At 62.8% G+C, this 20742-nt stretch carries 18 protein-coding genes and 2 tRNA genes; 6 read left to right on the top strand and 14 right to left on the bottom strand.

From position 1 onward, the window contains the following. Window positions 1-77 precede the first annotated feature (77 nt). Window positions 78-512 carry a hypothetical protein gene (locus ACSSVY_RS17960; protein WP_454271030.1) on the bottom strand — a complete coding sequence of 145 codons (435 nt, stop codon included), beginning with the start codon at window positions 510-512 and terminating at the stop codon, window positions 78-80. Between the two features lie 117 nt (window positions 513-629). After that, the gene (locus ACSSVY_RS17955; protein WP_454271028.1) at window positions 630-2258 is read right to left on the bottom strand and encodes an acyl-CoA dehydrogenase family protein; all 1629 of its coding nucleotides are present in this window, start codon (window positions 2256-2258) and stop codon (window positions 630-632) included. Between the two features lie 129 nt (window positions 2259-2387). Here ACSSVY_RS17955 and ACSSVY_RS17950 point away from each other — a divergent pair, with 129 nt between their 5' ends. Then, window positions 2388-2684 (top strand): FtsB family cell division protein, encoded by a 297-nt coding sequence (locus tag ACSSVY_RS17950; RefSeq protein WP_009817958.1) that lies wholly within the window; start codon window positions 2388-2390, stop codon window positions 2682-2684. Between the two features lie 384 nt (window positions 2685-3068). On the opposite strand, the gene ACSSVY_RS17945 is transcribed toward ACSSVY_RS17950, so the two are convergent. The 3 genes from ACSSVY_RS17945 to ACSSVY_RS17935 form a co-directional block, all read right to left on the bottom strand. Further along, window positions 3069-3647 (bottom strand): retropepsin-like aspartic protease family protein, encoded by a 579-nt coding sequence (locus tag ACSSVY_RS17945; RefSeq protein ID WP_454271026.1) that lies wholly within the window; start codon window positions 3645-3647, stop codon window positions 3069-3071. A 17-nt stretch (window positions 3648-3664) separates the two neighbouring features. Beyond that, on the bottom strand, window positions 3665-4291 hold the full coding sequence (locus tag ACSSVY_RS17940) for a MarC family protein (protein ID WP_454271024.1): 627 nt from the start codon (window positions 4289-4291) through the stop codon (window positions 3665-3667). Window positions 4292-4424: 133 nt separating this feature from the next. Further along, complete coding sequence (locus ACSSVY_RS17935) at window positions 4425-6272, bottom strand: ABC-F family ATP-binding cassette domain-containing protein (protein ID WP_454271094.1); 1848 nt, start codon at window positions 6270-6272, stop codon at window positions 4425-4427. 136 nt (window positions 6273-6408) lie between these two features. On the opposite strand from ACSSVY_RS17935, the gene ndk reads away from it, so the two are divergent. Next, window positions 6409-6831, top strand: coding sequence for a nucleoside-diphosphate kinase (gene ndk, locus ACSSVY_RS17930; protein WP_296629487.1), 423 nt, complete (start codon window positions 6409-6411; stop codon window positions 6829-6831). A 293-nt stretch (window positions 6832-7124) separates the two neighbouring features. Here the strand turns inward: ndk and ACSSVY_RS17925 are convergent, their stop codons facing one another. The 5 genes from ACSSVY_RS17925 to ACSSVY_RS17905 form a co-directional block, all read right to left on the bottom strand. Continuing rightward, window positions 7125-8174 carry a zinc-dependent alcohol dehydrogenase family protein gene (locus ACSSVY_RS17925; RefSeq protein WP_454271022.1) on the bottom strand — a complete coding sequence of 350 codons (1050 nt, stop codon included), beginning with the start codon at window positions 8172-8174 and terminating at the stop codon, window positions 7125-7127. 148 nt (window positions 8175-8322) lie between these two features. Beyond that, complete coding sequence (sucD, locus tag ACSSVY_RS17920; RefSeq protein WP_198134887.1) at window positions 8323-9204, bottom strand: succinate--CoA ligase subunit alpha; 882 nt, start codon at window positions 9202-9204, stop codon at window positions 8323-8325. Continuing rightward, the gene (locus ACSSVY_RS17915; protein ID WP_454271020.1) at window positions 9204-10394 is read right to left on the bottom strand and encodes a malate--CoA ligase subunit beta; all 1191 of its coding nucleotides are present in this window, start codon (window positions 10392-10394) and stop codon (window positions 9204-9206) included. Before ACSSVY_RS17915 ends, sucD begins: the two co-directional genes overlap by 1 nt. A 45-nt stretch (window positions 10395-10439) precedes the next feature. After that, window positions 10440-11381, bottom strand: coding sequence for an HpcH/HpaI aldolase/citrate lyase family protein (locus ACSSVY_RS17910; protein WP_454271018.1), 942 nt, complete (start codon window positions 11379-11381; stop codon window positions 10440-10442). A gap of 12 nt (window positions 11382-11393) precedes the next feature. Then, window positions 11394-12602: a pyridoxal-phosphate-dependent aminotransferase family protein gene (locus tag ACSSVY_RS17905; RefSeq protein WP_454271016.1), complete on the bottom strand. Its 1209-nt coding sequence runs from the start codon at window positions 12600-12602 to the stop codon at window positions 11394-11396. Window positions 12603-12829: 227 nt separating this feature from the next. Here ACSSVY_RS17905 and ACSSVY_RS17900 point away from each other — a divergent pair, with 227 nt between their 5' ends. After that, window positions 12830-13471, top strand: a complete 642-nt coding sequence (locus ACSSVY_RS17900; protein ID WP_454271092.1) for a helix-turn-helix transcriptional regulator — start codon at window positions 12830-12832, stop codon at window positions 13469-13471. A 76-nt stretch (window positions 13472-13547) separates the two neighbouring features. Here ACSSVY_RS17900 and ACSSVY_RS17895 read toward each other — a convergent pair whose 3' ends face one another. Further along, entirely contained in the window at window positions 13548-15026 is a 1479-nt protein-coding gene (locus ACSSVY_RS17895) for an ABC transporter substrate-binding protein (RefSeq protein WP_454271014.1), read from the bottom strand. Between the two features lie 201 nt (window positions 15027-15227). On the opposite strand from ACSSVY_RS17895, the gene ACSSVY_RS17890 reads away from it, so the two are divergent. Further along, a tRNA-Asp gene (locus ACSSVY_RS17890) sits at window positions 15228-15304 on the top strand. A 190-nt stretch (window positions 15305-15494) separates the two neighbouring features. Next, window positions 15495-15571: transfer RNA gene (locus ACSSVY_RS17885), tRNA-Asp, on the top strand. Window positions 15572-15610: 39 nt separating this feature from the next. Here ACSSVY_RS17885 and ACSSVY_RS17880 read toward each other — a convergent pair. The 3 genes from ACSSVY_RS17880 to ACSSVY_RS17870 are packed head-to-tail and all read right to left on the bottom strand — an operon-like array spanning window position 15611 to window position 18728. Beyond that, entirely contained in the window at window positions 15611-16669 is a 1059-nt protein-coding gene (locus ACSSVY_RS17880; protein WP_454271012.1) for an LLM class flavin-dependent oxidoreductase, read from the bottom strand. Window positions 16670-16684: 15 nt separating this feature from the next. After that, on the bottom strand, window positions 16685-18157 hold the full coding sequence (locus tag ACSSVY_RS17875; protein ID WP_454271011.1) for an aldehyde dehydrogenase: 1473 nt from the start codon (window positions 18155-18157) through the stop codon (window positions 16685-16687). A 10-nt stretch (window positions 18158-18167) separates the two neighbouring features. Continuing rightward, window positions 18168-18728, bottom strand: a complete 561-nt coding sequence (locus ACSSVY_RS17870; protein ID WP_454271009.1) for a flavin reductase family protein — start codon at window positions 18726-18728, stop codon at window positions 18168-18170. 254 nt (window positions 18729-18982) lie between these two features. On the opposite strand from ACSSVY_RS17870, the gene ACSSVY_RS17865 reads away from it, so the two are divergent. Continuing rightward, a complete protein-coding gene (locus ACSSVY_RS17865) occupies window positions 18983-20581 on the top strand; it encodes a phosphoenolpyruvate carboxykinase (RefSeq protein WP_454271008.1) in 1599 nt (532 codons plus the stop codon). Window positions 20582-20742: the final 161 nt, after the last annotated feature.

Genomic DNA, 20742 nt, shown 5'->3' with positions numbered 1-20742 from the left:
TCGCATGTTCGTCCCGATTTCAACCAGAATACTTGTTACGCCGGGCGAGGATGTGAGGCGGGCCCGCAGATTCTGCCTCAGAAGGACATGATCCGCGTTTCGTCCGCCAAGAGGCGCACGGCCACCGCGGGCGGTTTGGCGGCGGTGATCCCGTCGAGCAGGTCGGATCTGTCAACGCCCTTGTTGGGCAGGTAGATGGCGCACACCTCGACTGTGGCCCCGGCGTCCATGATCTTTTGCATCAGACCCTGTGGGCTCATTCCCATCGGCGCTTGCGGGTCGGTGGCACTGGCGGGGGCGTCCTTCAGGGCCAGATCACCGGCGGGGCCGCAGAGCAGCACATAGGAGCTTGCCCCGGCCTGAATCGTCTGGAGGGTCAGAACCATGGCCATCAGCTGCGTTTGCGGCTCTCCACTGGTCAGGATCGTGACCATCTGCTTGGCGTCTTCGGCCATGGCGGGACTGGTCAGCGTGGCAAGGCCAAGGGTGGCGGCCATGATGACATTGCGCATGATGTCCTCTTTCAGACAAAGATGAGTTCGGAATCCTTATTTTATAAGGGGACTCTAGGCCGTGCGCAGAGGCGTTGACCTTGATCTGGATCAAACACATTCGACGTTGTGAATTTATTATGCCCCGCCCCCCAACCGCGCCAGAATCGGGGCGGTGTCGAGCGTGCCAATCGCCCCGGCCACGCGTCCGCGCGGATCGCTGAGCCGTGTGGCGATATAGGCGCTTGCTACCGCGTCCGGCGCATGCCGCATCAGCACCGAGGCGGTGAGAAGCGTTGCGAGGCTCTCGGCATACCAGCGCGCCTGTGCCTCTTCTGGCAGCTTGGGAAAGGTCTGCATATGCGCCCTGAGGGCCGCGTCAAAGCGGCGGTCCTGCCCGGCGACGCTGGCCAGTTCCGCGCTCAACGCCTCACCGGCCAGCGGCTCTTTGCGCAGGGTGCGCAGGATATCAAGGCAGATGACATTGCCCGACCCTTCCCAGATCGAATTGAGCGGCGCTTCGCGATAGAGCATCGGCAGGGGCGTATCCTCGACATAGCCCATGCCGCCCATGGCCTCCATCGCTTCATAGACCACACCAGGGCAGAGCTTGTTGCCCATAAATTTGGCCAGAGCCACGCCAAGGCGGGCAAAGGCGCGGTCCGCGGCCCCCCGCCCGTCAAACGCCCGCGCCACATGCAGACCAAGCGCCAGCGTGCCCTCCCAATCCAGCGCCAGATCGGCCAGAACGGCGCGCATCAGCGGTTGATCAATGAGCCGTTTCTGAAAAACCGAGCGGTGGCAGGCCCAATACTGCGCCTGATCCAGCGCCGCCCGCATCAACCCCGCCGGGGCCATGGCGGTATCGAGCCGCGTGTGATGCACCATCTCGAGAATAGTCCGCAGCCCGGCGCCCTCATCGCCCAGCCGATAGGCGATGGCCCCGTGATACTCGATCTCAGCCGATGCATTGGCGCGGTTGCCCAGCTTGTCCTTTATGCGCTGGATCTGGATGCCATTGCGCCCCCCCTCCAGCCAGCGTGGCACCAGAAAGCAGGTGAGCCCCTCGGGCGCCTGCGCAAGTGTGAGAAACCCGTCCGACATTGGCGCAGAGCAGAACCATTTATGCCCGACAAGGCGATAGGTATCGCCGTCGGGCGTGGCCGTGGTGGCAGTAGCGCGGATGTCCGATCCGCCCTGCTTTTCGGTCATCGCCATCCCCATCGTGGCACCCGGCTTGCGCGCCAGTGGCTTGGGTGCCGGATCATAGGCGCGCGCTGTGAGCTTGGGCACCCAGTCGGCAAAGAGCGCCTTGTCAGCCCGTAGCGCGGGCACGACGGCATAGGTCATGGTCATCGGACAGCAAACGCCCGGTTCCACCTGAGAGGTCATATAGACCATCGCGGCATGGCTGGCATGCCCGCCCCTCGCCCCCTCCCACGCAAGCGCCGCATAGCCCGCGCCGATGCCAACGCGCATCAAATCGTGATAGGCCGGGTGAAACCGCACCTCGTCCCGCCTGCGTCCGCCCGCATCAAAGAGCAACAGTTCGGGCGGATGGCGGTTGGCGGCGCGCCCCGCCTCGAGCAGCGACTCGGTGCCGATGCGCGCCCCGTAAGCGGCCAACACCTCTGGATCGGCCCCTGCCGCCGTCGCATGGGTTTGCAAGCCCGGATCGCCCGCCCAGAGATCGAGATCGCCACGCGGGGCGGGCTGGTTTGTCACCTGATGGGTCTCAAGCCTATCCTGCGCCGGGCTGTCCTGCATTGTGCTCTCCTTTTGCGGGTATGCTAGAGCGGGCAAGGCCACGGCGAAAGGGGATTCACAAAGCGAATCACCTGTGGCATTGTAGGCGAAACGCCCGGCACGAGGCGGAATGATGAGGCAGACCAGAGCATGACACCCCGCAGCCGCCCTTGGGGCCTGTTGATCTTTTTCGTGATCGCCTTCTTTCTGGGGGCCTATTTCACGTTTGCTGCCGTACAGGGGGATTATGGCCTGTTCCGCCGTGCCGAAATCGACGCGCAGAGCGTGGAGTTGCAGGCCCAACTCGACGCGCTTGACGCGCGGGTGGCGCGGATGGAGAACCTAACCCGGCGTCTGTCGGACAGCTATCTCGATCTCGACCTGCTCGATCAGCAGGCACGCGAGGTTCTGGGACTGTTGCGCAGCGATGAGATTGTCATTCGCTGAGGCAGGCGAGGGGCGAGTGGCCTGAAGCGGACATTGGCCCCAACTGGTGAGACGCGCGGTGCCCGTCCGCCGGGTGGGCGCTGCGTCTTCGTCGTCTGGCACTTTATATCTGCCAAACACTCCCGCGATTTCAAGAGACTGCACCGTTGCAAAAGCGGCCGCCCGTCACGCCAGAGGCGTGCCGAGTTAAAGTGGCGCACCTACGGTGCGACGGGACGGGTCATGCCGGAGGCATGCCTTCGGCATGACCGCTGCGCGGCGGCGCGTGCCGCGCCTTGAGTCCGCGCTTTGGAGATTGGGGCAAATGTCCCCTTCAGGCCAAAACCTGCCCTCACCCCGCCTCAGGCGCCGCGCGCGCCCTTCAAGATCGCAGTCCGGTCCAAACTACCGGGTCAGCACCAACAAGCCACCCGTGATTTCGATGCTCGAGAACCGCTGCAAATACGCCATTCCCAGCAATGACTGGCCCATCTCGCCCTCATTCACCACCGCGCGCACATCTGAATGTTGCACCGGCCCCACCGCCAAGCTTTTCAGCCGCACCGGGGCCGTTCGCACCTCGCCATTGGCGGTAAAGGCGCGCCCCATATAGGCCAGCTTTCCGGTGTCGATCCCGATCCGCTCTGCATCGTTTTGGTTCAACACGATCTGGCTCGCTCCCGTATCAACCACGAACCGCACGGGCACACCCTCGACCTCTGCGGTCAGGTAATAATGCCCATCCGGCGCGCGCGGCAGCTCGATCCGATCCTCCGAGACCACGCTCTGCATGGGCCGGACAGTCTGACGGATATCATCCCAGAGCCCGACCACGGCCAGAGCCCCGAGGAAAATCAGCGCCCAGATCATCGCCTGTTGGATCAACTTGCCCAAAGATGCGCGGTTTTGCACCACAAACCACATCAGGATCACCGATCCAAGGATGACGAGATACGTCAACTGCGTATAATCAACCTGTTCCATGGCTCAGATATAGGCGCTCATCCCGCCAGACCAAAGCCGCGCAACCCGTCCAGAACGAATTGCACAGCGAGCGCCGCCAGCAGCATGCCCAAAAGGCGCGTCACCACGTTGATCCCGACCTTGCCAAGCGCGCGTTCCAGCAGGCCAGAGGTCAGAAACATGACAAAGACCAGTGCGATCACCGACAACATCACGCCAATCACCCAGAGCAACCCTTCAGCCCCCGGTTTTTGCCCTGCCAAGAGGATCACCGTGGCAATCGACCCCGGTCCGGCAATCAGGGGAATAGCTATGGGAAAGATTGACGGATCGTCACCGTCTTCTTCTTCTGCCGCATCTGCCTGTCCTTTGCGACGCTGTCCACGCCGCTCAAAGAGCATGTCGAGCGCGGTCAGAAACAGTAACAACCCACCCGCGATCCGAAACGCAGGCATGGAAATGCCGATAAAACTCAGCACCGCCTCACCGAGCGCGGCAAAGAGAATGAGCAGCAGCGCGGAGGTGACACAGGCGCGAATGGCGATCGCTCGACGTCGCGCCGTGTTCATGCCTTGGGTCAGCGCCACAAAGAGGGGCGTCATCCCGATAGGATCAATGATCACAAAGAGCGTTACAAAAGCGGTGATCAGAAATGCGCTGTCCATAGAGGCCTTGCACCATTTTCAGGGTCAAATGCCAAGAGAAAACCGCCCTCACCCCAGATTGCGGGCCAATCCAGATTGCGGGCCAATGGGGTTCAGAAACGTACGGTTCGCCCGCACAAACGTACGGCGCGCCTCAGCTCTCAGCCGCCTCAAGCCGCTCCAACGCTTCCATCCAGAGGGTTTCTGCCAGAGACAGACCCTGCTTGATTTCGGCGTATTTCTTTTGCCATTGGGTCAGCCCGTGGACATCGTCATAGATCTTCGGATCGGCCAGTTTCTCGGCGACCTTCCCTTCCATGCCATGTAGTTTCTCAAGCCGCTCCTCACAGCGTTTCACATCCTGCCGCAGTTTGAGAATCGCATCGCGCGAGGGTCTTTTGACCTTGATTTCCTTGGGTTTTTCGGCTGGTTTTTCCGTGTCCGAACCGCTGAGCAGCATCGCGCGGTAACTCTCCAGATCGCCCTCGTAGGGGGCCACTTCGCCACCCCGCACGAGCCACAGCCGATCCGCCACCAGCCCCAGGAGATGCATGTCATGGCTAACCAGAATGATTGCGCCGCTGTAGGCGGTCAGCGCCTCAACAAGCGCCTCGCGGCTCTCGATATCAAGGTGATTGGTCGGTTCGTCGAGAATCAGCATGTGCGGCGCATCGAGCGTGGCCAGCATCAGCGACAGCCGCGCCTTTTGACCGCCCGAGAGCTTGCCCACCAGCGTTTCCGCCTGTTCCGCGCCAATGCCAAATCCCCCCAGACGCGCCCTCAGTTTGGAGGGCGTTTCGGTGGGACGCATCCGGCGGATGTGGTCGATGGGGGTTTCATCTAGGTGCAATTCCTCGACCTGATGCTGCGCGAAATAGCCCACGCGCAGTTTGGAGGATTTGTGCAACTGCCCTTCAATCGGTTGAAGTTTGCCCGCCAATAGCTTGGAAAGTGTGGATTTTCCTTCACCATTTCGACCCAGCAGCGCGATCCGGTCATCCTGATCAATCCGCAGGTTCAGACGCCGCAGCACCGGCACGCCATCATAGCCCACTGATCCGCTCTCGATCCGCAGGATGGGCGGCGAGAGTTCTTCGGGCGTGGGAAAGGTAAAGCGCTTCAGCGCCGCCTCTTGCGGTGTCGTGATCGGCTTGAGTTTGGCGATCATCTTGAGGCGCGATTGCGCCTGCACGGCCTTGCTCGCCTTGGCGCGGAAGCGGTCGACAAAGCTCTGGAGATGCGCGCGGCGGGCGTCCTGCTTTTTCGCCTCAGAGGCGGCAGCAGCGAGCCGGGCGGCACGGGTTTCCGCGAAAGTCTCGTAACCCCCTTGATAAAGCGTGAGTTTTTTATCCTCAAGGTGCAGGATAGAGCCCACGGCCCGGTTCAAGAGCCCGCGATCATGGCTGATGATCAGCACGGTGTGCGGGTAACGCGCGAGGTAAGTTTCCAGCCACAGCGCGCCTTCGAGGTCGAGATAGTTGGTCGGCTCATCAAGGAGCAAAAGGTCGGGTTGGGAAAAAAGTACCCCTGCCAAGGCCACGCGCATCCGCCATCCGCCGGAAAAGGCGGAGCAGGGCATGAGCTGTTCTTCGTCGGTGAATCCGAGGCCTTTGAGGATGCTGGCAGCACGCGCCTCGGCTGACCACGCGTCGATATCGGCCAACCGCGTCTGGATTTCTGCGATCCGTGCGCCATCGGTCGAGCGCTCGGATTCTTCCATGAGTTCAGTGCGTTCCGTGTCATAGCTCAACACGGTTTGCAGCAAGGAAACCTCGTTTCCCGGCACCTCTTGGGCCACGCCGCCGATGCGCGCGCGCGAGGGCAAGCTGATGCTCCCGCCCTCCAGCGCCAATTCGCCCCGGATCAGGCGAAAGAGGGTGGTCTTGCCCGTGCCATTGCGGCCCACGATGCCAACCTTGTGGCCGTCGGGGATGCTGGCGGAGGCGCTGTCGATCAGGGTACGGCCCGCGACCGAATAGGTGATATCATCAATGTGCAACATGGCCCCCCGCATGCCGTATGTGCGCGCCGCCGTCAATCGCGGCTTTTCAAGGGGCGGTGCGCATGCTATCGGACCCGCGACAAAACGCGGTCGGGCAAGGGGCCGGGCCGGTGAAACCTACGGAAAAGAGGCTGAAATGGCTGTTGAACGCACGCTGAGCATCATCAAACCCGACGCGACCAAGCGCAACCTGACCGGCAAGATCAATGCCAAGTTCGAAGATGCGGGTCTGCGCATTGTTGCGCAAAAGCGCATTCAACTGACGCCGGAGCAGGCGGGTGTTTTCTACGCGGTGCACAAAGCACGGCCGTTCTACGGCGAACTGTGCGAATTCATGGCATCCGGCCCGGTTGTGGTGCAGGTTCTGGAAGGTGAAGGCGCTGTCGCCAAGAACCGCGAAGTGATGGGCGCGACCAACCCTGCGGATGCAGCCGCCGGCACGATCCGCGCGGAATTCGCCGAGTCGGTCGGTGAGAATTCGGTCCACGGTTCGGATGCGCCCGAGACTGCGGCGGTCGAGATTGCCTATTTCTTTTCGGGTCTCGAACTGGTCGGCTGATCTTGAAGTGATGGATTAGGAAAAGGCCGTATCCCATTGGGATGCGGCCTTTTTCATTACTCAGATGCTGGCGTAATCCTGATAGACCGGTGCCGTAATGGGCGTAGGTTGCGGTCGGGGCGCGGATTGCGGGGGCGCGGATTTGGCCCCGGACTTCGGGGGGGTGGCCTGTGGCATGGGACTGCTCCATTATGGGGTGGCAAGCCTTGAACGGCCTGACCTTTGGTTATCCTTACAGGATCGGTAAGTTTCACGGCGCAGCTAGGGCGCAATTGTGGCGAAACTATGGCGAATCAGGCGCTTAGCTGGTCCGCCACGGTGACGCCGTAGCCTTGAAAGCCGTCCATAGCGGCAAGGGCGTCATTCAGGCCTGACAATCCGATGCGTTTGGTGATCAGGCGTTCGGGGTCAAGGTGCCCGGCGGAGATCATGGCGAAGAGGGCGGCAAAGCGGTCAGCCCCCATGCCACGGGTGCCGTGGAGGGTGATTTGGCGGGAATAGACCAGCTCCAGCAGCGGCAATTCGGGGGTCGCGTGGTGGCCAAGGGGCATGCCGATTTGCACATGACGCCCAAGTTTTCGAAGGCTTTTCAATGAGTTGTGGAATGTGTCGGTGATGCCGAGCGCGTCGAGGGACACATGCGCGCCGCCCTCGGTCAGGTCGCGGACCGCAGCACCCACATCCGGGGTTTGGCTGGCATCAAGAGTGAGGTTTGCGCCGAGGGTTTTTGCGATGCGCAAGGCCTCGGGGTTGACGTCCACGGCCAGAACACGGGCCCCGATTGCCGCGCCGATCATGATGGCCGAGAGGCCGACACCGCCGCAACCATGGACGCTAAGCCATTCACCTGGTTGAGTTTTTGCACGATCCACTACAGCGCGAAAGGCGGTGGTGACGCGGCAGCCCATGCCCGCGGCGGCGGCAAAACCCATGGTGTCGGGCAAATGCACAAGGTTGAAATCGGCGCGCGGGATGGCGAGGCGTTCGGCGAAAGCGCCCCATCCGGTAAAGCCGATGACCTGTTGGTGATTGCAGATTGTGGGCTCGCCGCCCCGGCAATCGGGGCAGGTGCCGCAGCCAAGAATAAAGGGCGCCGTGACCCGGTCGCCCACTGCAAAGGCCCGACATTCTGGCCCGATTTCAAGGACTTCGCCCGCGAATTCATGCCCCATGACATGCGGCAGGATGACATCGGGATCGGCCCCTTTCCACGCGTGATGGTCTGAGCGGCAGACGCCACAGGCGCGCACGGCAATCACCGCGCCGTCGCGGGGACACTCGGGATCGGGCACTTCGGTGATTTCGGTGGGGGTATTGTAGCGGGTCAGGAGGGCTGCGCGCATAGGGCACCTTTGGCTGGGGTTCGGCGCAGCCTAGGGTGGGGTGCGAGACAGGGCAAGCGTGTACAGGATGTTCATTTTGTACGCGCGTTTTGTACGCAAATTCCGGTGGGGCCGCCCGCAGGGACAGGCGACCCCGGAGGGACGGGTTTCAGGCGACCATGCGCTCGACCACGTCGCCAAAGGAGGAGGGGGTCGGGACGATGGTGACGCCCGCCTCGGAGAGGATCTCGACCTTTTCTTGCGCCGATTCGCCGAAGGCCGAGACGATGGCCCCGGCATGGCCCATACGCCGCCCTTTGGGGGCGGAGAGACCGGCGATATAGGCGGCCACGGGCTTGGTCATGTGGTCGCGGATATAGGCGGCGGCTTCGGCCTCTTGCGGGCCGCCGATTTCGCCGACCATGACCACGGCGTCGGTACCCTCGTCATTCTCGAACAACTCCAGAATGTCGCGGAAGGAGGAGCCGTTGATCGGATCGCCTCCGATGCCCACCGAGGTGGATACACCGATTCCGCGCTCTTTCATCTGGCTGGCGGCCTCGTAGCCAAGCGTGCCTGAGCGCCCGATGATCCCCACGCGACCGGGTTTGTAGATATGCGGCGGCATCAGACCGGCAAAGGCCTGACCGGGGGTGATGATGCCCGCGCAGTTGGGGCCAATGAGGCGCATCCGCTTTTCCGCCTTGTAGCGGCGCATGTAGCGCTTGACCTTGATCATGTCGCTGGCGGGGATGCCGTCGGCGATACAGACGCAAGTGGTGATGCCGGCATCTGCGGCCTCCATGATGCTGTCGGCGGCAAAGGGGGGCGGGACGAAACAGATCACGAGATCGGCGCCGGTTTCGGCCACGGCCCCTTTGACGGTGTTGAACACGGGCAAGCCGTTGTGCTTGGTGCCGCCCTTGCCGGGGGTCACGCCGCCCACGACGTTGGTGCCGTGATTGATCATGTCCTGCGTATGAAAGCTGCCGATGCGGCCCGTGAGGCCGGTCACGAGAACGCGGCTGTTCTTGTCGATGATAATGGCCATCATGCGGCTCCCTTGACGGTGTTTTTCGTGTCGGACCAGGCGCGGACCACGAGATCGGCGGCTTCGGCGAGGGTTTCGGCGGTCAGGATCGGCAGGCCGCTTTCGGCGATCAGCTTGCGGCCCTCTTCGACATTGGTGCCTGAGAGGCGAACGACGAGGGGCAGGGTGAGGTTCAATTCGCGCACCGCGCGGATGACGCCCTCGGCGATCCAGTCGCAGCGGTTGATGCCTGCAAAGATATTGACGAGAATCGCCTCGACATTGCGGTCGTTGAGCACGGCGCGAAAGGACATGAGCACGCGCTCGGGGCTGGCGCCGCCGCCCACGTCGAGAAAGTTGGCCGGTTCGCCGCCTGCCATCTTGATCATGTCGAGCGTGGCCATGGCGAGGCCCGCGCCGTTGACGATACACCCGATTTCACCGGTGAGACCGATATAATTGAGGCCACGGTCAGAGGCGAAGGTTTCGCGGGAGTCTTCTTGGCTCTTGTCGCGGAGTTCCGAGATTTCGGGACGGCGGAAGAGGGCGTTATCGTCAAAGCTGACCTTGGCATCTAGCGCCATGATTTCGCCCGAGGTGGTGACGACGAGCGGGTTGATTTCCACCATATTGGCGTCGGTTTCCTCCATCATTTTGTAACAGCCGATGATGGTCTTGACCGCCTGCGGGATGAGGGCGGCGTCAAGACCCAAGGAAAAGGCGATTTCGCGCGCCTGAAACGCCTGCATCCCCACCGCCGGATCGACCACGGAGCGAATGATCGATTCGGGTTCCTGCGCGGAAATTTCCTCGATCTCCATGCCGCCCTGACCGGAGGCCACGACGACGACGCGCTCTTCCTTGCGGTCCATCACGAAGGCCAGATAGATTTCCTGCGCGATGCTGGTGGCCTCTTCGATATAGAGGCGGCTCACGAGTTTGCCTTGGGGTCCGGTTTGATGGGTCACGAGCATACGGCCCAGCATCCATTGCGCGGCCTCGGAAATCTCGGTCTCGTTCTTGCAGATGCGCACGCCGCCTGCCTTGCCGCGTGCGCCGGAGTGGATCTGGGCCTTGACCACCCAACGGTCGCCGGAAAGCTCGGAGGCGCGGTAGACCGCCTGTTCGGGGCTATAGGCGATGCCGCCGCGCGGCACCTGCACGCCAAAGCGTTTCAAGAGTTCCTTGGCCTGGAATTCGTGGATATCCATTTTTGTAGTCCTCCCTGTGTTGGTTGGCCTTATTGGGTTGGCCTCTTAGCCTTTGGCGGCGATGGCGTCGGCGACGCTAATGACGTTGTTGGCCATACGCTCGGATGCCGCGTCGATCATCTTGCCGTCGAGGCTGGCGGCGCCTTTGCCTTGGGCTTCGGCCTTGCGCAGTTCTTCGATGATGCGGCGGGCGCGGGTGACTTCGGACTCGGGGGGCGAGAAGACATCATTGGCGAGCGCGATCTGGCTGGGGTGGATGGCCCATTTGCCCTCGATCCCCAAGGTGGCGGCGCGTTTTGCTGAGAGCGTGTAGCCGTCGGGGTCGGAGAAATCGCCGAACGGGCCGTCGATGGCGCGCAGGCCATAGGCGCGGCAGGCGACGGTCATGCGGCTGAGCGCGAAGTGCCATTGGTCGCCGGGGTAATCGGGGTTGAGGCCGCCGATCACCACGGTGCGGGCGCGGTTTGAAGCGGCGTAATCCGCGACGCCGAAATGCAGCGCTTCGAGCCGTCCGGGGGCCGCGGCGATCGCCTCGACGTTGGCCATGCCAAGGGCGGTTTCAATCAGCGCCTCAAGGCCGATGCGGTGGGTAAAGCCCATTGCCGTCTCGATCTGGCTGACCATGGTTTCGACGGTGTAGAGATCGGCGGGCACGCCCACCTTGGGGACAAGGATGGTGTCAAGATGCTGACCTGCCTGTTCCACAATCTCGACCACGTCGCGATACATGTAATGGGTATCGAGCCCGTTGATGCGGATGGAGATGGTCTTGCCCTTGGCTTTCCAGTCGATGTCATTGAGCGCCTGAATGATATTGGCGCGGGCCTGCACTTTGTCGGGGGGGGCGACGGCATCCTCAAGGTCAAAGAAGATGTAATCGACGTCCGAATCCGCCGCCTTGTCGATCATCGACGGGCTGGAGCCGGGCACGGCGAGTTCCGAGCGTTGCAGGCGTTGCTTTTTCAGCGGGTGAAGCGTGTAGCTCATGTAAGTCCCCGATCAGGCGGCGCGGGCGGATGCGACGCGCACCTGCCGGGTGGGGGTGGAGGCACGGAAATGTTCCTGTGCGGCAGCGATACCGCAGCCCGGTTCAATCGCAGCCCCGGCATCGCAGAGCGCCATTTCGGCGGCGGAAATCGCACCGCAGAGCATCACCGGGTTGAGCGAGCCCAAGTGACCGATGCGGAAGGCGCGGCCTGCGAGTTTGGCGAGGCCCGAGCCGAGCGAGGTCTGGTATTTGTGATAGGCGGTGGCGATGACGTCGCGGGCATCGACGCCCTCGGGCGTGTAGATGGCCGACACGGTGTCGGAGTGCCATTCCGGGCCATGGGCCACGAGGCGGCAGCCCTGCCATTCGGCAATCGCGGCGCGCACGCCGGTGGCGAGGCGGTGGTGACGGTCCCACACACTCTCCATCCCAGCCGCGAGCAGCATGTCGAGCGAGCAGCGGAGGCCACGAAGGAGTTGCGTGGCCGGGGTATAGGGGAAATAGCCGGTGTCATTCAGCTTGATCATGTCGGCAAAGCTGAAGTAGCAGCGCGGCATTTTGGCACGCTCATGGGCGGCGAGCGCCTTGTCGCTGACGCCCAAGAGGCCCAGACCGGCGGGCAGCATGAAGCCCTTTTGCGAGCCTGCGACGGCGAGGTCGACGCCCCAATCCTCCATCTCGAATTCAATCGAGCCGATGGAGCTGACACCATCCACGAAGAGGAGCGCGGGGTGGTTTGCCGCGTCAAGGGCCGCACGAATGGCGGCGATGTTGGAGGTGACGCCGGTCGCGGTCTCGTTATGGGTGGCAAAGACGGCCCTAATCTTGTGCGCCTTGTCGGCGGCGAGTTTCGCGGCGTAGTCCTCAACCGGCACGCCCTTGCCCCAGTCCACCTCGCAGAGGTCCACGTCGAGGCCCAAACGCTCGGCCATATCGACCCAAAGCATTGAAAACTGACCGAAACGCGACATGAGCACGCGGTCGCCGGTGTTGAGCGTATTGGAAATCGCGGCCTCCCATGCGCCGGTGCCGGAGGTCGGATAGACAAAGACGCGGCCATGGGTCAGGCGGAACGCTTTTTTCAGGTCCGACAGGAGGGGCAGGATGAAATCGCCAAAGTCTGGCGCGCGCATATCCTCCATCGGGATGTTCATCGCGCGGCGCACCTCGTCAGGCACATTGGTGGGTCCGGGAATAAAAAGATGCGGGTTGCCGTTCATGTCTGTCCTCCTTCAGGCTTGGCCCTTTATGCGGGGGGCGCGGACATGGCGTAATGCCCGCGCGCATGGAAAAGCGCGGCTATGCGAGGGGCTGATTGCCCCGGTGGGTAGGGGCAGCCTACCCGGTGGTGGATTGGCGGTATGCCGTTGCATCCTAAAAAATCGTTTGATTTCAGGACGTTCCTTGGTCTTGTATAAAGGGGCAGGAGGAGGAGCCCGTGCGCGATATGGAAGAGGCGACCTTGGAGGACGCAAAATTGGACGTGCCCGAGGTGATCGTGGCCGACCGGCAGGCGATTGTCTGTCAGGGGTTGGGATCATTGGTGGCGCAGATTGCGGAGGTGCGTCTGGGCCCGTTCGCCACGGACCTTGCAAGCCTGCGCAAGGCGCTGGGCGAGCGGCCGGGGCGGGTGATCCTTGTTCTGGGGGTGCGGCTCGCGGATGCTGATTTAGGCCGGGTGCTGGAGATGCTGCGGCGCGATCATCCGCGTGTGATGGTGGTGGTGGTGGCCGAAGAGGCCGAGTTCGCATTCATCCGCACGGCGGTGAAGGCGGGCGCGCATTCGGTCTGCATGATGGGGCAGGTTTTGACCAGCCTGCCGCGCGTTTTGGGCCATCTGGTCGAGGGGCATAGCATCCTGCCAGTGGAGATTCTCAAGCGGTTGATGGGCGAGCAGGGCGATTCCCTGACCCGGCGCGAGCATGAGATATTGGGGCTCTTGGTGGATGGGCTGACGAATTTCCAGATTTCGGCGCGGCTGGGGCTCTCGGAGAATACGGTCAAGTATTACCTTAAGGCGATTTACCAGAAGCTCGATGTGAATTCGCGCGGTGGGGCCATCGCGAAATATGTGGCGGGGACGTATTGAGGGGAGACTCAGGCGGCGCTACGCGCCTTGATTCCGCGTGGAGGTGAGTGCTGCGGATGACCGCGAAAATCCCCCCTCAGTCCACCACCGTCACCAGGTGCCACCGCAGCGCATCGTTGGGCACCGGATCGAAATGGGTCACGCGGTTGGAGAGCACCACCAGTTGCGTGACGTGAAAGGGAATGAGCGTGCCCGAATTCATCGCCAGATATTCCTGTGCCTCGATATAGAGCGCGCGCCGACGCTCGAAATCAAGCTCGGCCCGGGCGGTTTCGATCAGCCGGTCGAAATCGGGGCTGGTGTAATGGGTCTCGTTCCATTTGGCAGAGGAGTGAAATGCCTCATTCAGGGCCTGATCGGCGGGGCGCTCGCCCCAAGAGGTGCTGAAGGCGTCCTTTTTCATCCAGACATTCGACCAGTAACCATCGGCGGCGGCGTTGATCAGGTTGACGCGGATCCCCGCCCGCGCCGCCTGTTCCTGAAAGGTAACGCCGATCACCGGCCAACTGGGATCGAGCACTGAGACATGCACATCAATGTCGAGCCCATCCGGGTATCCCGCCTCGGTCAAAAGGGCGCGGGCGCGCTCTGGATCAGCGGGACACTCCATCTCGGCGCGGTATTGGTCATTGGGGGCCACGGGCGTGTCGCAGGAAATCACCCCGCCACCATCGAGGGCCAGTTGCAGCATCTCGTCGCGGTCCACGGTGAGGCGCAGCGCCTGACGCACGCGGGGATCGTCAAACGGCGGCACATCGGTACGAAAGGCCAGTCCCATCCAGTTGCCGGTGGGAATTTCCAGTAATTGATAATGCAGCGATTTGTCCAGCGCCCGACGCAAGAGCGGGACGATGCCGCGTTCCATGTCCAATTGCCCGCTGAGAAAGGCCTGAAGCCGGGCCTGCGCATCGGGCACGCCGATGACCTCGATCCGTTCCAGCCTTGGCGGCCCTTCCCAATAGTCCTCATTGGCGATGAGCACGGTGATGCCATCGGGGTCGAATTTCTCGACCTTGAAGGGTCCGGTGCCGATGCCGCTCTGGTCGATGGTGTCGCCCGAGTCTTGGGGGATGATGCGCAGGCGGGGGTCCATCAATTGCAGCGGCAGGTCGGCAAAGGGCGAGTCGAGCTGCATTTCGACGCTGAGCGGTCCGGTGGCGGTGATGCGGGTGATCATCTTGACCGCCGCGCGGGCCGGGCTGCCGTAATCGGGGTCGATGACGCGCTTGATCGAATAGACCACGTCGCCCGCATCGAGCGGGCTACCGTCGTGAAAGAGCACACCATCGCGGATCTGAAAGGTCCAGAGCGTGCCATCGGCGTTAGGGGTCCAGGAGGTGGCGAGGTCCGGCGCGGGCTTGCCGCCGCGACCGGGGCGCACGAGGCGGCTCTGGATTTTCTCGATGATCTGGAGCACCCGGCCCTTGGAGGCGGGATCGAGGCTCGATTGTGCGCCGAAGCCCACGTTATGGGCATGGCGAAACGTGCCCGTGGGCGCGGCCCCGGCGGGGGTGGCGAGCAGAAGGCACAGGATCGAGAGCAGAACGGGCCGCATGGACATCTCTCCGCGAGGGGTGCTGCGACTGTGGCAAGGCTGGCCGCGAAAATCAAACCTTTCGGGTGAGTTTCGCATCACGTTTTGGCGGGCGTAACGGGCATCAGGAAAGTTGAAATTTCCTCATGCCAGCGCTTGACGGGGGGGCGGACCCGTCATAGAAGCGCGGAACGTTTGGGGCTGACCCCAAGCGTGCTGCGGGCGGTTGTAGCTCAGTTGGTTAGAGTACCGGCCTGTCACGCCGGGGGTCGCGGGTTCGAGCCCCGTCAACCGCGCCACCGCAGACATCAAAGGCCCCCGCTATCGCGGGGGCCTTTGTGTTTGGGGGGGATTGGTTTGGGGGATTGGGTCTGAGAGAGCCGACCTGACCAAGCTCTGGCCAAGCTCTGGCCAAGCTCTGGCCAAGCTCTGGATTGACGATTTTGGGATTGACGGGCGCGCGGGGGGCGCTTATGCAGCCTCCCACGCGCGGTTGTAGCTCAGTTGGTTAGAGTACCGGCCTGTCACGCCGGGGGTCGCGGGTTCGAGCCCCGTCAACCGCGCCACTTTCCCCCCTTTTTGCCTTATAAACCCGCCTTTGCGGATCACTCTGCGGCGGCGATGCTCTGGTTTGCGAACTGCGGCATCACCTTGTCGATGAAGAGTTGCAGCGAGCGTTTCTGGCGCTCCATATCCAGCCCCATCGAGGCGTAGTAGATGAAGGCATCGACGCCAAGCGCCTCGTATTGCCGGACTTTATCGGCCACGGTGTCGGGGCTGCCGAAGGCGAGATTTTCCTCGAGCATGGCGGGGTCGGTGCGGGCGTTGCCTTCGAGTTCCGCCAGTGGGACGGGATCGGGGAAGCCATTGACCACCTCGCCGCGTTTCATCATCAGGTTGCCGAATTGACCCAGCACGCGGCGCAGCGCGGCCAAGGACGCCTGCCGGTCGTCCTCGGTCTCATAGACCGCCGTGTGGCGCATGAGCGCCCAGCGTCCGTCATAGCGGCCGCCGTTTTTGGCAATCGCGGCGTCGAGCCGGGCGCGGTAATTCTCGGCCTCGGAGAAGGGCATGGTGAGCGGCCAGCTCATGATGTCGCAGCCATGCTCGACCGCGTAATCAAAGGTGATGGGCGCGCGGGCGGCGACCCAGATTGGCACCTCCTGTTGCACCGGTTTGGGGCAGGAGGTGGCGGTTGGGAACTGCCAGTATTCGCCGTCATGGGCATAGTCGCCCGCCCAGAGGCGTTGCACCACGGGCAGCGATTCCTGCATGTAGCGCCAGCTATCGGGCTGAGCGAGACCGGGCATCATACGGTCAAACTCGCGCTGATAGGCGCCCGAGCCGATGCCGAATTCGAGCCGCCCATCGCTCAGGAGATCGAGCATCGCGGCCTCACCGGCGAGGCGGATGGGATGCCAATAGGCGGCGTTGACCACGCCCACGCCCAAGCGGATGCGGCTGGTATGCTCGCCCCACCATGTCAGGATCTGAAAGGGGTTGGGGGCGATGGTCATTTCCAGCGCGTGATGTTCGGCCGCCCAAGCGATTTCAAAGCCGCCCGCCTCGGCCATTTGGACCATTTCGAGGGTATGGTCGCGCAGCGCCTTCATATCCGCCGAAGGATCGAGCCGTTCGAGATTGATTGCGAGGTGGAATTTCATGCCGGTCTCCTGTGATCAGCGCATTTGAAAGGGGTTGGCCATGGGATCGTCGGACATGTTCATCCAGACGGTCTTGGGCCGTGTGTAATCATAGAGCGCCTGAAAGCCGCTCTCGCGGCCATAGCCGCTGGATTTCGTGCCGCCGAATTCGGCAATCGGGCTGATGGCGCGGTAGGTGTTGACCCAGACGATACCGGCGCGCAGGGCGCGCGACAGGCGCAGGGCGCGGGCGTTGTCGCGGGTAAAGACGCCTGCGGCAAGGCCGTGTTCGGAGCCATTGGCGAGGGTCAGCGCCTCGGCCTCGGTTTTGAACCGCAGCACCGAGAGGACCGGGCCGAAAAGCTCGGTATCGACGATGCGCAGGTCGGGGGAGGGGCAATCGAGGATGGTCGGCTCGAAGAACATCTCGCCCGCCGCAGACCGTTTGCCACCGCAGATGAGCCGCGCGCCTTGGGTCTGGGCATGGGCCACCTCGCGCTCGATATGATCCAGTTGCGCGCGGGTGCAGAGGGGGCCCATCTGCGTGGCCTCGTCCATCGGATCGCCGATGCGGATGCTGCGGGCGATGGCGCTGAGGCGGGTGAGGAAATCGTCGGCAATATCCTCATGCACAATCAGACGCGAGCCTGCGACGCAGCTTTGGCCGGAGGCGCCGAAGATGCCCGCGACCGCGCCGTTCACGGCACTTTCGATGTCGGCATCGGCAAAGACGACAAAGGGGGATTTGCCGCCCAACTCAAGGCTCACCTGCGCGAAATTCTGGGTGGAGTTCGTGAGGACATGGCGCGCCGCCTTCGGCCCACCGGTGAAGCTGATCCTCGCCACAAGCGGATGCGAGGTGAGCACGCGACCGCAAGGGTCGCCATGGCCGGTGACGATATTGACGACGCCGTCGGGGATGCCTGCCTCGGCGATCAACCGCCCGAATTCGAGGATCACGGCGGGGGCGTGTTCCGAGGTCTTGAGCACGAGGGTATTGCCTGCGGCCAAGGCCGGGCCGAGTTTGACCGCCGTCAGGAAAAGCTGGCTGTTCCACGGCACGATGGCAGCCACCACGCCCAAGGGTTCGCGGTGGGTAAAGACAAACATATCCGGCTTGTCGATGGGGAGGGTTTCGCCGGTGATCTTGTCGGCGGCCCCGGCGTAGAACTGGAGGAATTCGGCGATATATTTGGCCTGCCAGCGGGTTTCCTTGAACATCTTGCCGGAATCGCGGGTCTCGATTTCGCCCAAGTGTTCGCTGTGCTCGGCCAGAAGATCGCCCAAGCGGCGCAGACATTGGCCGCGCGCGGTGGGGGTCATGCGCGACCACGGGCCGTCGTAGCAGGCGCGATGCGCGGCCTCAACGGCGCGGGTCACGTCGGCCTCGGTCGCCTCGGGGGCGGTGGCCCAAACCTCGCCGGTGGCGGGGTTGAAGGTGTCAAACCGGCCACCGTCCGAGGCATCGACCCAAGCGCCGTCGATCAGCATTTGATAGTGCGTGGTCATCACAGGCCCCTTATTCCGCAGCACAGCGGGCGGTGTCGTTGGGGACAACCCGGTGATAGCCGCCGTCGCGCCACGCGAGCGGCGCGGCCCCTGCGTCAAACACGCTGGTGACAGTGCCGATGACGATGAGATGGCTGCCAGAGGGCACGCTTTGCGCCATGTCGCAGGCAAAACCCGTGGCCCCTTCGAGCAGGGGGGCGGTGCCCGGTGTGCCGTAGCAGTCGATGCCGGAAAAACGGTCGGTGATCCAGCCGTCATGCCGCCCGGCAAAGCGGTCGGCGATGTCGGTGCTGCCTTCGGGCAGGATATTGACGCAAAAGCGGCCATTGGCGGCCACGGCGCGGGCGATGCGGCTCTCGCCATGCAGGCAAACGAGGACCGAGGGCGGATCGGCGGAGACCGAGGCAAAGGCGCTGACCGTGGCCCCGAAACGGCCCATCGGCCCATCGGTCGTGACCACCGTCACCGAGGCTGCGACCTGACGCATGGCGCTGACAAAGCCAGCTCTGTCGACGGGGGAGGGGCTATTGGGGTGCATGGTCATGTCCTTTGCCTGTGAGTGCGGCCTCATCAGGCTGACATGAATGCAGAGTTTTTGAAAACGAATTGTTTTGCTGTATATGTGCGGAAAACTCGAATTGACGGGAGGCGGCGGGTGTTTGCACTTGCAGCATTGTGGATTCCTGCCAAGTGATTGCGCTAACTTGGAAAAACGGGCTTGTTTGCGGGTTGCGAATCCGTGTCAGGCTGGAATACCAGACACCAATGCGCCGCGATGGCGGGTTCGAACAGAGTAGGGCGCCCACGCCCAAAAGGGAGAGAGACATGACAGCAGGACGGGTCAATCCGAGCTTTCGGTTGGAAGATCAGGGGATTTCGGGGCTGGGCAAGGTCCATTACAACCTGATGGAACCTGCGTTGGTCGCGGCCTCGGTGCAGCGCGGCGAGGGGGAATTGGGGCAGGGCGGCACTTTGTTGGTCAGCACTGGCGAATTCACGGGCCGCTCGCCCAAGGACAAGTTCACGGTCCGCACGCCCACCACGGAAAACACGATCTGGTGGGACAACAACCTAGCCATGTCGCCGGAGCATTTTGAGCAGTTGCACAAAGACATGCTCGCCTATCTGGCGGGGCGCGAAGTGTTTGTGCAGGATCTGATCGCGGGTGCGGACCCCGCGCACAGCATCAATGTGCGGCTGGTCAATGAGTTGGCGTGGCACAACCTCTTTATCCGCCACATGCTGCGCCGCCCGGAGCGCGAGGCGCTGGATCATTTCGTGGCGGATTACACCGTCATCAACTGCACCGGGTTCAAGGCGGACCCGGAGCGGCATGGGTGCCGGTCAGAGACGGTGATCGCGGTCAATATCGACGCGAAGCTGATCTTGATCGGCAATACGGAATACGCGGGTGAGAACAAGAAATCCATCTTTGGCCTGATGAATTACCTGCTGCCCGAAAAGGGCGTGATGCCGATGCATTGCTCGGCCAACCATGCCAAGGACGACCCCGAGGATGCGGCGGTGTTCTTTGGTCTGTCGGGCACGGGCAAGACCACGCTTTCGGCCGATCCCAACCGGACTTTGCTGGGCGATGACGAGCATGGCTGGTCCGATAAGGGCACGTTCAATTTCGAGGGTGGATGCTATGCCAAGACGATCCATCTGAGCCCGGAGGCGGAGCCGGAGATCTATGCCACCTGTTCGATGTTCGGCACCGTGATCGAGAATATGGTCTATGACGCGGAGACGCGCGAATTGGACTATGAGGATTCGAGCCTCACCGAGAATATGCGCTGCGCCTATCCGCTGGATTATATTCCCAATGCTTCGGCCACCGGGCTTGCGGGACATCCGCGCAATGTGGTGATGCTGACCTGTGATGCGTTTGGCGTGTTGCCGCCGATCGCGCGGTTGACCCCGGCGCAGGCGATGTATCATTTCCTGTCGGGCTTTACCGCCAAGATGGCCGGGACCGAGCGGGGCCTGACCGAGCCGCAGCCGGTGTTTTCCACCTGTTTCGGTGCCCCCTTCATGCCGCGCCGCCCGGAAGTTTACGGCAACCTCCTGCGCGCCAAGATCGAGAGCCAGGGCGCGTCCTGCTGGTTGGTGAATTCGGGCTGGACCGGCGGGGCCTATGGCACCGGATCGCGGATGCCGATCAAGGCGACGCGCGCGCTCTTGACCGCTGCGCTTGATGGATCGCTGAACGGGGTTGAGTTCCGCAAGGATGCGAACTTTGGCTTTGACGTGCCGGTGTCGGTGCCGGGCGTGGCGGATGTTCTGCTTGAGCCGCGCCGCACATGGAATGATCCGGCGGCCTATGATGCGCAGGCGGCGAAACTGGTGGCGATGTTCGCCGAGAATTTCGCGCAGTATCTGCCGCATGTGGACGAGGAGTTGCGGGCGGTGGCGCTGGGCTGAGGCGAAGGCGGCACGGCGGCAGGTTTTGGCCTGTTGCTGACCTTGGCCCAGAGCACCTAAGCGCGGAGTCAAGGCGCGTAGCGCCGCCGCGCAGCGCCCGTCCGCTCGCTCGGGCGGGCGCTTTTGCGAGGTCTCAACACACTGATAACGCGAAAGTATTT

Source organism: Roseovarius sp. MBR-51 (genome assembly GCF_053628575.1).
The sequence above is the reverse complement of the archived record's forward strand: the minus strand, read 5'-3'. Positions and strand labels throughout refer to the sequence as shown.

Coding starts and splice junctions, on each gene's coding strand:
- ACSSVY_RS17915 (WP_454271020.1), bottom strand. CDS start 10,394: ATGGATATCCACGAATTCCAGGCCAAGGAACTCTTGAAACGCTTTGGC.
- ndk (WP_296629487.1), top strand. CDS start 6,409: ATGGCTGTTGAACGCACGCTGAGCATCATCAAACCCGACGCGACCAAG.
- ACSSVY_RS17865 (WP_454271008.1), top strand. CDS start 18,983: ATGACAGCAGGACGGGTCAATCCGAGCTTTCGGTTGGAAGATCAGGGG.
- ACSSVY_RS17940 (WP_454271024.1), bottom strand. CDS start 4,291: ATGGACAGCGCATTTCTGATCACCGCTTTTGTAACGCTCTTTGTGATC.
- ACSSVY_RS17910 (WP_454271018.1), bottom strand. CDS start 11,381: ATGAGCTACACGCTTCACCCGCTGAAAAAGCAACGCCTGCAACGCTCG.
- ACSSVY_RS17955 (WP_454271028.1), bottom strand. CDS start 2,258: ATGCAGGACAGCCCGGCGCAGGATAGGCTTGAGACCCATCAGGTGACA.
- ACSSVY_RS17950 (WP_009817958.1), top strand. CDS start 2,388: ATGACACCCCGCAGCCGCCCTTGGGGCCTGTTGATCTTTTTCGTGATC.
- ACSSVY_RS17905 (WP_454271016.1), bottom strand. CDS start 12,602: ATGAACGGCAACCCGCATCTTTTTATTCCCGGACCCACCAATGTGCCT.
- ACSSVY_RS17900 (WP_454271092.1), top strand. CDS start 12,830: ATGGAAGAGGCGACCTTGGAGGACGCAAAATTGGACGTGCCCGAGGTG.
- ACSSVY_RS17935 (WP_454271094.1), bottom strand. CDS start 6,272: ATGTTGCACATTGATGATATCACCTATTCGGTCGCGGGCCGTACCCTG.
- ACSSVY_RS17945 (WP_454271026.1), bottom strand. CDS start 3,647: ATGGAACAGGTTGATTATACGCAGTTGACGTATCTCGTCATCCTTGGA.
- ACSSVY_RS17875 (WP_454271011.1), bottom strand. CDS start 18,157: ATGACCACGCACTATCAAATGCTGATCGACGGCGCTTGGGTCGATGCC.
- ACSSVY_RS17895 (WP_454271014.1), bottom strand. CDS start 15,026: ATGCGGCCCGTTCTGCTCTCGATCCTGTGCCTTCTGCTCGCCACCCCC.
- ACSSVY_RS17925 (WP_454271022.1), bottom strand. CDS start 8,174: ATGCGCGCAGCCCTCCTGACCCGCTACAATACCCCCACCGAAATCACC.
- ACSSVY_RS17960 (WP_454271030.1), bottom strand. CDS start 512: ATGCGCAATGTCATCATGGCCGCCACCCTTGGCCTTGCCACGCTGACC.
- sucD (WP_198134887.1), bottom strand. CDS start 9,204: ATGGCCATTATCATCGACAAGAACAGCCGCGTTCTCGTGACCGGCCTC.
- ACSSVY_RS17880 (WP_454271012.1), bottom strand. CDS start 16,669: ATGAAATTCCACCTCGCAATCAATCTCGAACGGCTCGATCCTTCGGCG.
- ACSSVY_RS17870 (WP_454271009.1), bottom strand. CDS start 18,728: ATGAGGCCGCACTCACAGGCAAAGGACATGACCATGCACCCCAATAGC.